The organism is Pseudomonas citronellolis, from assembly GCF_900112375.1.
Taxonomy (GTDB): Bacteria; Pseudomonadota; Gammaproteobacteria; order Pseudomonadales; family Pseudomonadaceae; genus Pseudomonas; species Pseudomonas citronellolis.
The window spans coordinates 1-14,193 of sequence record NZ_FOLS01000044.1; the positions used below are offsets into that span (position 1 = coordinate 1).

The following is a 14,193-nucleotide window of genomic DNA, read 5'->3' on the forward strand; positions in this document are numbered from 1 at the left end:
GTCATGCAACGAAATAGGATTTCCCTCTACATACGCATAAAGATTAATCCCCCCTCGTTCCCCAATCGGATCACGGCTCAGCCATCGCCCAGATTCCGGGTCGTAGGCCCGGTAGAGGGCCAGGTACAGGCCACTGGCCTGATGCCAGTGCAACTGCGCGAAACCTCTCGCCAAGGTGCCATTGCTGTTGGCCGGACTCGGCTGAGGATCGTCCGGGGTGCTCCGGTTGCCTCCGTAGGGTGTGTAGTGGAGGCGCTGCAGGGGTCCGCTACCCGTGCTACGGCCGATCACACTGCCCAAGGAGTCCTTCACGTAGTACTCGGCCCGGCCCTCCAGTATCTGGCCGTCTTCGAAATAGGCAGTCAGCAGCATGTCGCGGCTATTGCGAGCCTGGCACAGGCTGCTGCCGCACCAGAGGTAGCGGGTCTCGGGGTCGGTGGAGAGGGACGGCGGCGTCTCCGTGACCACCGCCAGGCGTGACAATCCGTCGTACCTGAAGCGCGTGATCTGGCCGGGCTCGAGCTTGCCGGAGGCGCCGCTGGTAAGGTTCTTCACCTGCACCAGGCGGTTCTCGGCATCCCAGGTATATTCACGGTCTCCGTCGGATAGCAGGCTGCCATTGGCATCGTACCGATAACCGGGCTTGTCGATCTGGTTCACCACGTTGACCGGCGTGCTTTGCGGCCCGGAGGTCGTCAGCTGCTGTTCGACGATGTTGTCGGCGGCATCGCGGGTGTAGCGGAAATCGTACCCAATGGATCCCTGCCCATGCATCTGGGTCCTGAGCAGACGGTCCCGGTGGTCGTAGTCGTGGGTCTCGGTAATGGCCTGGTCGGAACCGGCATCGGATGTACGGGTGATGGATACGATCCGCTCGGCGGCGTCATAGGCGAAACCCTGTTCGTCACGCCAGCCGCTACCGATGTGGGTCAGTTTTTCCAGTTGCCGCATCTGCTCGTTCGGCAAGTACTGTCGAAGAGAGGTGAGCGGGCTGCCGGACCAGGTCTGTTGAAGCTGTTGCCCACTGTCCCCCAGGTAAGAGTACGAGGCATCTCCCAGTGGACTGGAGTGGCTCACGCGGCGGCCCAGTTTGTCGTAGGCGAAGGTTTCGACCTGGGTGCCTATGCTCCTTTTGGTCACCCGCCCCAAGCGGTCGTATGTATAAGCGATGGTGTCATTGGTGAAAGGGCCGTCTTCGCTGACGAGGTTGTCCTGCCCCAACCCGCCGCTCGGCTTGGCGGCGTAGCCATAGTAGGTCGTGCCGATACCGTCATACATGGAAGTGAGGCGAGGGAAATATTCGTCATAACCGAAAACTACATTGGGTGTTGGGAACTTTGGCCGGAAGTAGCCCTTGCTCCTCAGCAGATTGTCCTGGTGATAGGTGTAGATGCGCCGCTGCCCCAACTCATCGGTCACATCGAACAGGCGGCTGGTAGCGGTTTCGTAGCCGTACTTTTCCACTTTGCCATCGGCGTACGTCTTGGCAATGACGCGCCCCTGGATATCCCTCTGCCAGGTGGTGACGTTGCCGTTGCCGTCAGTGAGCGAAGTCAGCCTGCCCGCTCGGTCGTACCCGTATTGAATCTGATCGTTACCGGTGCCGCCAGACGAAACCCCGGACATCACTTCCGAGAGCCGGCGCCCCAGATTGTCATAAGTGTAGGTAGTATGGCGTCCATCTCGTCTTTGCCAGCCGGCAAGGTCCAAACGGCTCCACTGGAAAGTTTCACTCCGTGCGCTCTGGGGATAGTCAATACGGGTGAGGCGATCCAGATCATCGTAGAAGTAGGCGACCTCCATCCCCTGCGAATCGGTATGCTTGGCGAGTCTGCCGGCATTATCGAACTCGAAGAACCCTTGAGCCCTGTGATAGGGGTTCACGATTCTCCAGAGATGACCATTGCCATGGTAGATGTAATTATACCTTTCTCCCAATGGATTGATTACCGAAGCCAGCTGCCCTCTACGGTTATAACTCCAACGAGTCATATTACCCGCCGCATCGATGTAACTGGTGGGCCTGTGTAACTCATTCCATGTATAGCTGCCCAGCGTGACGAAACCAGTGGAAGTTCTGCGCTTGATCTTCAGTAGGTCTATCTGATTGGCAGCGTATTCAAGGTGCAGTTCTCTCCCCCTCGGATCGGTGTACTGGATAAGACTGCCCGCACTGTTATAGACGTAGCGCTCAATCTGGGTAGTACCATCGCTCAGCACACGGCCCTTCAGGGAGGGCTTTTCCGAAACCCCATTGTTGTTGAATCCGCTTTGTCCTGGATAATTGAACCAGATCCGACTCTCCAGCGGATACTTGATACTTTCCAGCACCCCGGAAGTTATGTTGGCGTTATTCTGCCCATACAGCCAGTGCTTGATACGTGCCCTGGTATAATCGCCACGATGCTGTGCATGAGCCTCCTTGTCCCAGTAGAAGGTATTGCGTGCATCGAGGCGGCTATTTGCCAGGCGCATCCCTACCGGAACCTTCGCGTCACTAGAAGGAATTTCAGCGGTCTGACGACGGTACTCCACGCGTTCAGTGGCTCCGCTCGGGTCGGTAAGCTCCAACCAACGGCCGACGCCCGATTCTCCGTATGCGAAGCGGCTGGTCCCATAGGGCGTGGTCATGCTGTCTATGAAGTCACCGGCTGCATAGGTGAACTCCGAAGCCATGCCTGCAGGATCGACGATCCTGACCAGCCGCCCCCTGGCGTCATAGTCGAGCTTGGCCTTGCGACCAGCAGCGTCGATAACCTGAGTGATTAACAGAGGATTGCCAGGGTTGTCGTAGACGAAGGATGTTTTTCCGCCAGTGGCGTCCTTGAGGCTTACCAAGCGCGTCTGCCAGTCATAATTCAAGGTCAAGGTATTACCAACCGGATCCTTGACCTGGGAGAGAAGTACTTTGCGTGGGTAGGCTGTGGAACCATCGGACTGTGCGTAGATCTCCACGCCTCCATCCGGCAGGCGCCGCTCATAGCGCACTGGGTTGTTCGCCGTTTTCACCAGAGTGGCCCTCTGCCGGCGCTCTGCGGCAAACATACCGGTGCTACTGTTGTAACCGCTGTAATTGAGGCCGCCACCCCCGGCGACATAGCGCTTCACCTTGGCGCCTGCCAACGTAGGATCGTCCTGGATGTAGCTCAGCCAGTTGAACGTCCATTTCGGCCCAACGTTGGAGTAGCGTGGGCTGGTCGGCTGAAGTGACTCGCGCTGGTTGTAGGTGAAGGTGACCTTGGGCTTGGGTCCATACGGCGGATTCGTCCCCACCGGGGTGTCCTGGATATTCAGGCTGACCAGCATGCTATGGACATTGGCATGCGCCATGCCCTTGCCCGGATTGCAGGGATCACACTCCTTGTCATCGTCTGGTGTATAGGCGTCAGAGTCACCGCTGCTGGGATACCCCATGCCTCGTACACGCTTGCCCTCTTCCATTGCGACAGCGCGCCACCCCGGCTTTCTCGCGACTTCAGAGGGGATCATGAAATAGCCACTTGACTCGCTGTCCAGGGCATCGCGGCTGATCCACAGATCCGTACCGAAAGTTGGATCCTTCAGGTGATAGCGCCCATCCTTCTCATCAACGATGGCGGCATAGTGGTTGACCTTCCAGTGCACGACAGCTGGCAGCGGAATGTCCTGTGCGCCATCGCGATAAGCCACGACCAGATCGAGGCCGGTCTGCCTCGCCAGCGCATCGACCTCATTCAGGCTCACGCCGTTCGGCTTGGAGCGATATGCATCCAACACACTCAGGGCCCCCGGTCTCGCCTGGGTGACGACAGACGACGATGGCCCTGAACTGGTCGTGCCGGTCGCCAGGATGCTGCGCAGGGCCATCGGCCCACAGAGATAGGAGATGCCAGGCTCATTGCGCATGACCCAGAGCCCCTCCCGCGCACCCGCCACCATCTCGGTGGCGCTGCCATTGACTGGGCGCTTTTCGAGTTCCTTCAGCAACGCCTCCACACGGTCGGCGCGGCCAATGCGCGCATACATGCGGATGAGTTCCCCCACCGCCCGATCCACCACGGCCCTCTGCTCCGGCTGACGCAATGACTTGCCTCGCCGCCAGGCATCCTCCCAGGCCGAGATCGCTCGGCTGAAATAGCCGTAGTGGTAGTAAGTCAACCCCAGGTTGGTTTGCAGGGAAACGCGCCAGGGCAGATCTGGCCAGGCTTTGAGCAACACCTCGAAACGCCCGAGGTCAGCGGGGTCACTTTGCTCACGATAGGCGTGCAATGCATTGAGCATTAACTTGGTCTGGGCTCGGGATGCCTGGCCATCTGCCAACAATGGTTCTTCGAAGACACGGGGAAACTTGCCGGATTCGGCCGCGGCGGCCATTGATGCCGTATGTGGCGATGACGCCTGCGCAACCAGTGCGGTTGTTCCAACGCAGGAAATCAGCACGACGAGAGTCGAACGAATGATGGTTCGGAACATCCTCTGCATGACGGGCCCATCCTTGAATATTGGGGCATTCGGATGGGGCTCTTTTCCGGCTCGACACCAATGAGCGTCAAACTGGTCGCGAGCAATGCATGATCCAAGTCACTACAAATACGAAACGTCCGACTTCCTCAACTTCCCAGCGTCGCATGCCTTACAGGGGTAGAAGAAAATTCCTCCCAAGCAAGGAAAGCTTGATCACTTACTGCCGGAACACCCCAGATAATCCTTCACCGCTGTAATCTCTGCTTGTTCCGAGAGTCCATTACCGCTCTTCCAGAGGAGACGAATGCCATGACCCTTCGCTCGCAGATACTCGTGCACAAGCAGGAACTGCCCACCCAGGCCCAGGCCCTGCCCGGCCGTGAAGCGCCGATGCCGGTGCCGGAAACCCACTACGTCAACGGCCATCCGCTGTGCCCGCCGTTCCCCGGCGGCCTGCAGCAGATCGTCCTCGGCCTGGGTTGCTTCTGGGGCGCCGAGCGGCGCTTCTGGCAGCAGCCGGGGGTATGGGTCACCGCCGTGGGCTACGCCGGCGGCCTGACGCCCAACCCCACCTACGACGAAGTCTGCTCCGGCCTGACCGGGCACAGCGAGGTGGTGCTGGTGGTGTTCGACCCGCAGCAGACCAGCCTGGAGCAGCTGCTCAAGGTGTTCTGGGAATCCCACGACCCGACCCAGGGCATGCGCCAGGGCAACGACACCGGCACCCAGTACCGCTCGGCCATCTACTGGTACGACCAGGCGCAGAAAGCCGCGGTGGAAGCCAGCCGCGCCGCCTTCCAGAAGGAGCTCAGCGCCGGCGGCTACGGCGAGATCACCACCGAAATCCGCGAAGTGCCGCCGTTCTACTACGCCGAGGCCTACCACCAGCAGTACCTGGCGAAGAACCCCAACGGCTACTGCGGCCTGCGCGGCACCGGCGTGTGCCTGCCGGCATAACGCGACCCGTAGGAGCGGATTCATCCGCGATGGCGCCGGCAGACGCCGGCGCTCGGCGGGGCATGGTACCGGCCTGGCGGCCGGATCGCGGACGGAGTCCGCTCCTACGGTTGCAGGGAAGCACGGGCGTAGGAGCGGACTCTGTCCGCGATTGGATCCCCAGCCACGCCGGACGCCCCGGTGGCGCGAACGGCCCCTGTTCGCGATCCGTCGTAGGATGGCGTTGAGCGAAGCGATACCCATCGCCGCCACCGCATGGGTTTCGCCAAGGCTCAACCCATCCTACGAAAAGCACCCTGGCGCAGCGGGCAAGATAGTTGCTCCTACGAAGAGCGTCCTTCCTCGACCAGCCAATCCAGCCGCCAGCCACCCTCGCTCTGCGCCAGCACCTCGGCCAGCCAGGGGAGCAGCTCGCGCAGTTCTTCCTCCAGCGGCCATGGCGGGTTGGCGATGGCCAGGCCGGAGCCGTTGAGGCGGTCGGCGCTGTCCGCCGGGTGCACCAGCAGTTCGACGCGCAGCAGCTTGGGCGCCTTGCTGCGTTCCAGGCCCTGGTAGAAGCGCTTGAGCTGGCGCTCGTCCTTGATCGGGTACCAGATCGCCACCACCGTCTGGCGCATGCGCCCGATGGCCTCTTCCAGCGCGATGACGCAGCGTTCCAGCTCGTCGGCCTCCTCGAAGGGCGGGTCGATCAGCAGCACCCCGCGTTTTTCCTGCACCGGCAGCAGCGCCCGCGGCAGCAGCCAGCCGTCGTTCTGGTGCACGGCGATGCGCCGCTCGCCGCCCATGTTGGCCTTGAGCAGGCGGCCGTCCTCCGGGTGCAGCTCGTTCAGGTGCACGCGGTCCTGGGAGCGCGTCAGGCGCCGCGCCAGCTCGGGCGAGCCGGGGTAGTACTGCAGCTCGCCATCGGGGTTCAGCGCGCGCACCACTTCCATATAGTCCGTCGCCAGCTCCGGCACCTCGTCGAGCTGCCACAGGCGGCCGATGCCCGCTTCCCATTCGCCGGTGCGGCTCGCCTCGTCGCCCTGCAGGTCGTACAGGCCGATGCCCGAATGGCTGTCGAGGAAGGCGAAGGGCGTGTCCTTGCGCACCATCAGGGCGAAGATCCGCGACAGGACCAGGTGCTTGAGGACGTCGGCGTGGTTGCCGGCGTGGTAGGCGTGGCGGTAGTTCATGGACGGCAGACTCCTTGGGGGCGTGCAGTTTAGCTGCACCGGCATTGTTTTAGGCCTTTATCACGCTCATGGATGTTGCTGTGCCTGCTTCATTCACCAGACTAGACTGCGGCCATTCCCCTGGAGGCCGACCATGTCCGAGACCCTGCTCAGCTCCCGCAACCTCGCCTTCGAGCTCTACGAAGTGCTCGACGCCGAGGCCCTGACCCAGCGCGAACGTTTCGCCGACCACAACCGCGAGACCTTCGACGCCGCCCTGGCCACCGCCCGCGGCATCGCCGAGGAGCTGTTCGCCCCGCACAACCGCAAGAACGACGAGCACGAGCCGCAGTACGTGGACGGCGCCGCGGTGCTGATCCCCGAGGTCAAGCCGGCGGTGGACGCCTTCAACGAAGCCGGCTTCCAGAATGCCTCGCGCAGCTTCGAACAGGGTGGCATGCAGTTGCCGCACCTGCTGTCGCGCGCCTGCTTCGCGCACTTCCAGTCGGCCAACATCGCCACTTCGTCCTACCCGATGCTGAGCATGGGCTCCAGTCACCTGATCGAGTCCTTCGGCGACGAGGAGCAGAAGCGCCTGTTCCTGCAGCCGATGATCGAAGGCCGCTTCTTCGGCACCATGGCCCTGACCGAGTCCCACGCCGGCTCGTCCCTGGCCGACATCCGCACCCGCGCCGAACCGCACGCCGACGGCAGCTACCGCATCCGCGGCAACAAGATCTTCATCTCCGGCGGCGACCATCCCCTTTCGGAAAACATAGTCCACATGGTGCTGGCCAAGCTGCCGGATGCGCCGCCCGGGGTGAAGGGCATCTCGCTGTTCATCGTGCCCAAGTTCCTGGTGAACCCGGACGGCAGCCTCGGCAAGCGCAACGACGTGGCCCTGGCCGGGCTGTTCCACAAGATGGGCTGGCGCGGCACCACCTCCACCGCGCTGAACTTCGGCGACAACGGCGACTGCGTCGGCTACCTGGTGGGCAAGCCGCACCACGGCCTGGCCTACATGTTCCAGATGATGAACGAGGCGCGCATCGGCGTCGGCATGGGCGCCATCATGCTCGGCTACGCCGGCTACCTGTACTCCCTGGAATATGCCCGCGAGCGTCCCCAGGGCCGCCCGGTGGACGCCAAGGACCCGACCTCGGCGCAGGTCTCGATCATCGAGCACGCCGACGTCAAGCGCATGCTGCTGACGCAGAAGGCCTACGTCGAGGGCGCCTTCGACCTCGGCCTGTACGCCGCGCGCCTGGTGGACGACTGCGAGACGCTGCCCACCGAGGAAGCGCGCAAGCAGGCCCACGAGTTGCTCGACCTGCTCACCCCGATCGTCAAGTCCTGGCCCTCGGAGTTCTGCCTGAAGGCCAACGAGCTGGCCATCCAGATCCTCGGCGGCCACGGCTACACCCGCGAATATCCGGTGGAGCAGTACTACCGCGACAACCGCCTGAACCCCATCCACGAAGGCACCCACGGCATCCAGTCGCTGGACCTGCTGGGCCGCAAGCTCAGCCAGAACGGCGGTGCCGGCCTCAAGCAGCTGACGCGCCTGATCCACCAGGCCTGCGAACGCGCCCGGACGTACCCGTCGCTGGACGCCCTGCGCCAGCCGCTGGAGCAACTGCTGGCGCGCCTGTCGGAAGTGACCCTGGCGCTGCTCGGCGACCTGATGCAGGGCAAGGTGGCCCAGGGCCTGGCCAACTCGGCGCTGTACCTGAAGGCGTTCGGCCACACCGTCATCGGCTGGCGCTGGCTGGAACAGGCGATCCGCGCCGAGGAAGGTCTGGCCCTGCTCCACAACGGCGGGGGCAACGCCGCCGACGAGGACTTCTACCGCGGCAAGCTGCAGGCGGCGCGCTACTTCCTGACCTGGGAAGTGCCGTCCTGCCACCACGAGCTGGCCCTGCTCGAAGCCCGCGACGACACCTGTTCCAGCATGCGGGACGCCTGGTTCTAGTCCCGCCTGCCCCTTCCAGCCCCGGTCACGTCCGGGGCTTTTTTATGGGCCAAACCCTGGCGACAGGCTGGCTTTCGTAGGAGCGAGCTTGCTCGCGAACGGAGTATCCCGGTTGCAACGGTGTGCCGGGTTGGGCTCCTCCCCTCTCCCCAACCCTCTCCCTGAAGGGAGAGGGGGCCGATCGGCATGCGCGGGAAGCCAGGCGTCATCCTGGAACCTTCGGCGGTTCGCGAGCAAGCTCGCTCCTACAGGGGGATCCGGCATCGATGAAAGGCCCCCTGAAAGCTCGCTGAAAGGCACTGCAATTAGCCTTTGACAGCCTTGCAAATCCGCAGGTTAGAATCCCTTGGCATGCGGCCTGCATCCTTCCCGTCAACGCCGCCGCTTCCCCCCCTCGCCCCGCCAGGAGATCCGCCGCCTTGGATGCCGTCTCGATCAACACCTATTTCCTGGTGGGCGCGGTGCTGGTGGGCATGAGCATCCTGGTCAGCTCGCTGTCCTCGCGCCTGGGCATCCCGATCCTGGTCATCTTCCTCGCCGTGGGCATGGTCGCCGGCACCGACGGCCCCGGCGGCATCGGCTTCTCCAACTACCCCATGGCCTACCTGGTGGGCAACCTGGCGCTGGCGGTGATCCTCCTCGACGGCGGCCTGCGCACCCGCGTGGCGAGCTTCCGCGTGGCGCTCTGGCCGGCCTTGTCGCTGGCCACGGTGGGCGTGCTGATCACCGCCGGGCTCACCGGCCTGGCCGCCGCCTGGCTGTTCAAGCTGAGCTGGATGGAAGGCCTGCTGATCGGCGCCATCGTCGGCTCCACCGACGCCGCGGCGGTGTTCTCCCTGCTCGGCGGCAAGGGCCTCAACGAGCGGGTCACCGCCAGCCTGGAAATCGAGTCGGGCAGCAACGACCCCATGGCGGTGTTCCTCACCGTCACCCTGATCGACATGCTCGCCCACGGCCAGAGCGAGATGAGCTGGAGCTTCCTGGCCCACTTCCTGCGCGAGTTCGGCATCGGCGCCGTGCTCGGCCTGGGCGGCGGCTGGCTGCTGCTGCAGATGATCAACCGCATGCAGCTGGCCAGCGGCCTCTACCCGCTGCTGGCGATCAGCGGCGGCCTGCTGATCTTCGCCCTGTCCAACGCCGTGCACGGCAGCGGCATCCTGGCCATCTACCTGTGCGGCCTGGTGCTGGGCAACCAGCCGATCCGCTCGCGCCACGGCATCCTGCACATGCTCGACGGCATGGCCTGGCTGGCGCAGATCGGCATGTTCCTGGTCCTCGGCCTGCTGGTCACGCCCCACGACCTCTGGCCCATCGCCCTGCCGGCCCTGGGCCTGGCGCTGTGGATGATCCTCTTCGCCCGGCCGCTGTCGGTGCTGGTGGGCCTGGCGCCGTTCCGCGCCTTCCATGGCCGCGAGAAGGTGTTCATCGCCTGGGTCGGCCTGCGCGGCGCGGTGCCGATCATCCTCGCGGTGTTCCCGCTGATGGCCGGGCTGCCCAACGCCCAGCTGTTCTTCAACGTGGCCTTCTTCATCGTGCTGATCTCGCTGCTGGTGCAGGGCACCAGCCTGCCCTGGGCCGCCAAGCTATTGCGCGTGGTGGTGCCGCCGGACCCGGCGCCGATCTCCCGCGCCGGCCTGGAAGTGCACCCGACCAGCGAGTGGGAGCTGTTCGTCTACCACCTGAGCAAGGAAAAGTGGTGCATAGGCGCGGCCCTGCGCGAGCTGAAGATGCCCGAGGGCACCCGCATCGCCGCGCTGTTCCGCGGCACCCAGCTGCTGCACCCCTCCGGCAGTACCATCCTCGAGGCCGACGACATCCTCTGCGTGATCGGCCACGAGCACGACCTGCCGGCCCTCGGCAAGCTGTTCAGCCAGGCCCCGGACCGCGGCCTGGGCGCGCGCTTCTTCGGCGACTTCGTGCTGGAGGGCGACGCCCAGCTCTCGGCGGTGGCCTCGCTCTACGGCCTAAAGCTCGACGGCGTCGACGGCGAGCAGAACCTCGGCCGCTTCATCGCCCAGCAGATCGGCGGCCAGGCGATCATCGGCGACCAGGTGGAGTGGAACGGCCTGACCTGGACCGTGGCCGCCCTGGACGGGAACAAGATCCGCAAGGTGGGGGTCAAATTCCCCGAAGGTCGCCCGGGCCCCGGGTTGTTCCTCTGACAGACCACCTCCACGGACGCTAGCCAAGCCAGCCCACGCCCCTCCGCGGCGGTGCGTCGGCCGTGCCTTGCCGGCGCCGCACCGGGCGCACTACCCTCACTGCAACCTACCGAGAGCCGCTGATCGCGACCATGCAATTCCTGCGCACCCTGCTCGCCACCGCCCTGCTCGGCGGCTGCCTCGCCGTCCTGCCCGCGCACGCCGAGGACAGCAACCAGCCACCGTCCGCCGAAGCCGTCCAGCAAAGCCTCGACGGCCTGGCCGAGCGCAAGCTCGCCGACGCCGATGCCAAGGCCACCAAGGCCAGCCTCGAGCGCACCCTGAAGCTGCTCGGCGCACGCGACGACAGCGAGAAGCAGTTGGCCGAGCTGAAGGCCAGCCTGGCCGACGCCCCCCGGCAGATACTGGAGAACCAGCGCGCCCTGGCGCGCCTGAAGGGCAGCGGCGAGAAGCCGGCGGCCCAGCGTTACGCCGGGGAGAACGTCAGCCGCCTGGAGATGCTGCTCAACGACCGCTCCACCCAGCTGGCCGACTGGCAGAAGCAGCTGACCGAAGCGAAGAGCCAGTACATCACCGCGCAGACCCGCCCGGAGCGCGCCCAGTCCGACATCAGCAACGCCCAGGCGCGCCTGCTGGAGATCGGCAACATCCTCAAGGTCGGCAAGGAGACCGGCAAGGCGCTGGCCCCCGAGCGGCGCAACGAGCTGCTCGCCGAGCAGGTCGCGCTCAACGCGCAGATCCAGCTGCTGCGCCAGCAACTGGCCGGCAACAACCTGCTGCAGGACCTGGCCAGCAGCCAGCAGGACCTGCTGGGCGAGCAGGTCGCCCGCGCCGAGCGCGAGACCCTCGAACTGCAGACCATGATCAGCGGCATGCGCCGCGAGCAGTCGGAGAAGACCGTCGCCGAACTGGCCCGCGACGGCAGCCAGGGCGCCGGCAGCGACAGCCTGCTGAGCCAGGAGAACGCCGAGAACCTGCGCCTGTCCGACTACCTGCTGCGCACCACCGACCGCCTCAACGAGCTGACGCGGCGCAACCTCGAGGCCAAGCAGCACCTGGACAGCCTGACCCAGCTGGACCAGACCCTCGACCAGCAGATCAACGTGCTGCGCGGCAGCCTGCTGCTGTCCAAGGTGCTCTACCAGCAGAAGCAGTCGCTGCCGAAGATCAAGACCGACCAGGAACTGGCCGACGAGATCGCCGACCTGCGCCTGTACCAGTTCGAGCTGAACCAGAAGCGCGACGAACTGGCCAACCCGCAGCAGTACATCGACGACCTGCTCGCCCAGCAGCCCCAGGAAGCCGTGACTCCGCAGCTGCGCAAGGACCTGTCCACCCTGGCGGACACCCGCAGCGAGCTGATGGAGCGCCTCAACCACGAGCTCAACGCCGTGCTCAACGAGGCCATCACCCTGCAGCTGAACCAGAAGCAGCTCAAGGACACCAGCGACAACCTGCGCGCCACCCTCGACGAGCAGATGTTCTGGATTCCCAGCAACCGCCCGCTGGACCTGTCCTGGTTCAAGATGACCCCGACGCTGCTGCAGCACCAGCTCTCCGAGGTGCCCTGGGGCTCGGCGGTGGTCGAGGTGGGCGAGGGCCTGATCGACCGCCCGCTGTTGTTCCTGCCGCTGTTGCTGCTGATCGCCGGGCTGCTGTGGAAACGCCGCTACCTCTACGACAAGCTCGCCTCGATCAACGACGACATCGGCCACTTCAAGCGCGACAGCCAGGCGCACACGCCGCTGGCCCTGCTGCTGGCGCTGCTGCTGGCGCTGCCCGGCACCCTGACCCTGGCCATCGCCGGCCTGGCCCTGATGCTCGACGCCCGCGGGCAGAACGCCACCCTGGGCGCCGCGCTGCTGCAGATGGCCGAGGTCTGGCTGGTGTTCTACGCCGCGCACCGCATCCTCAGCCCCGGCGGCATCGCCGAGCGGCACTTCCACTGGAGCCAGGCCCAGGTGCGCTTCAGCAGCAAGCTGATCCGCCGCCTCGGCGTGGTGGTCATGGCCCTGGCCGCGGTGGTCACGGTGGCCGAGCGCCAACCCGGCAGCCTGGCCGACGACGTCATCGGCATCGCCGTGGTGCTCAGCGGCTTCGCGGTGATGACCTGGCTGATGGCGCGCATGCTCTTCGCCAGCCCCAGCACCAGCCGGCCGTCGGTGGTGAAGATGGTGGTCGGCGTGCTCTTCACCGCGCTGCCGGTGATGCTCTTCGTCGCCGTGTGCTTCGGCTACTACTACACCGCCCTGCGCCTGAGCGACCGACTGATCGACACCCTGTTCCTGCTCATGGTCTGGGTGGTGATCGAGGCCACCTTCGTCCGCGGCCTCAGCGTTGCGGCGCGGCGCCTGGCCTACCAGCGCGCCCAGGCCAAGCGGCAGAACCCGCCGAAGGAAGGCGCCGACGGCAACGAGACCGCGGAAGAGCCGACCCTGGGCATCGAGCAGATCAACGAGCAGTCCCTGCGCCTGATCCGCCTGGGCCTGCTGATCGGCTTCGTGGTGGCGCTGTACTGGGTCTGGGCCGACCTGATCAGCGTCGCCGCCTACCTGGACAACGTCACCCTCTACCAGTACACCGGCGGCAGCGGCGACAGCGCCACCAGCCTGCCGATCAGCCTCGGCGACGTGCTCATGGCGCTGGTCATCGCCGCGGTGACCGTGGCCCTGGCGCGCAACCTGCCGGGCCTGCTGGAAGTGCTGGTGCTGCAGCGCCTGACCCTGGCCCAGGGCAGCGCCTACGCCATCACCACCCTGCTGTCCTACGCCATCAGCGGCGTCGGCATCGTCAGCGCGCTGTCCACCCTGGGCGTCAGCTGGGACAAGCTGCAGTGGCTGGTGGCCGCCCTCTCGGTGGGCCTGGGCTTCGGCCTGCAGGCGATCTTCTCCAACTTCGTCTCCGGCCTGATCATCCTCTTCGAGCGCCCGGTGCGCATCGGCGACACCGTGACCATCGGCAACCTGTCCGGCACCGTCAGCCGCATCCGCATCCGCGCCACCACCATCACCGACTTCGACCGCAAGGAAATCATCGTCCCCAACCAGACCTTCATCACCGGGCAACTGATCAACTGGTCGCTGAGCGACACCGTGACCCGCGTGACCATCAAGATCGGCCTGGCCTACGAGAGCGACCTGGCCCTGGCGCGCAAGCTCATGCTCGAAGCCGCGCGCGCCAACCCACGGGTACTCAACGACCCGGCGCCATCGCTGTACTTCCTGGCCATCAGCGCCAGCACCTTCGACTACGAGCTGCGCTTCCACGTGCGCGAACTGGGCGACCGCAACCCGGCGGTGGACGAACTGCTCACCGCCATCGCCCTGAGCTTCCGCGAGCACGGCGTGGACATGGCCTTCAACCAGCTGGACGTGTTCGTCAAGAACGGCGAGGGCAAGGAAATCCACCTGGCGCAGAACGTCACCCAGCTGCCCCTGGCGCTGCCCGGCGCGCCGCTGAAGGACCAGGACCCGCCGCTGCCGCCCGGCAGCAAGCCCTGAGTCTGGAC

Annotated in this window: 6 protein-coding genes; 4 read left to right on the forward strand and 2 right to left on the reverse strand. The window is 65.1% G+C overall.

All coding sequences use genetic code 11. The features are described 5' to 3' along the window. Positions 1-4,461 (reverse strand): RHS repeat-associated core domain-containing protein (locus BM060_RS29155; RefSeq protein ID WP_074985550.1); only part of this gene is annotated, 4,461 nt, incomplete at its 3' end. A gap of 291 nt (positions 4,462-4,752) precedes the next feature. On the opposite strand from BM060_RS29155, the gene msrA reads away from it, so the two are divergent. Beyond that, positions 4,753-5,400: a peptide-methionine (S)-S-oxide reductase MsrA gene (msrA, locus tag BM060_RS29160; RefSeq protein ID WP_074985552.1), complete on the forward strand. Its 648-nt coding sequence runs from the start codon at positions 4,753-4,755 to the stop codon at positions 5,398-5,400. 323 nt (positions 5,401-5,723) lie between these two features. On the opposite strand, the gene BM060_RS29165 is transcribed toward msrA, so the two are convergent. Beyond that, a complete protein-coding gene (locus BM060_RS29165) occupies positions 5,724-6,572 on the reverse strand; it encodes a 23S rRNA (adenine(2030)-N(6))-methyltransferase RlmJ (protein WP_074985554.1) in 849 nt (282 codons plus the stop codon). A 133-nt stretch (positions 6,573-6,705) separates the two neighbouring features. Between BM060_RS29165 and BM060_RS29170 the strand changes: the two genes are divergently transcribed. From BM060_RS29170 to mscK, 3 genes are all read left to right on the forward strand, one after another. Next, positions 6,706-8,523: an acyl-CoA dehydrogenase gene (locus BM060_RS29170; RefSeq protein WP_074985558.1), complete on the forward strand. Its 1,818-nt coding sequence runs from the start codon at positions 6,706-6,708 to the stop codon at positions 8,521-8,523. A gap of 419 nt (positions 8,524-8,942) precedes the next feature. Continuing rightward, on the forward strand, positions 8,943-10,685 hold the full coding sequence (locus BM060_RS29175) for a potassium/proton antiporter (RefSeq protein WP_074985560.1): 1,743 nt from the start codon (positions 8,943-8,945) through the stop codon (positions 10,683-10,685). A 131-nt stretch (positions 10,686-10,816) separates the two neighbouring features. Beyond that, the gene (gene mscK / locus BM060_RS29180) at positions 10,817-14,185 is read left to right on the forward strand and encodes a mechanosensitive channel MscK (RefSeq protein ID WP_074985563.1); all 3,369 of its coding nucleotides are present in this window, start codon (positions 10,817-10,819) and stop codon (positions 14,183-14,185) included. Positions 14,186-14,193: the final 8 nt, after the last annotated feature.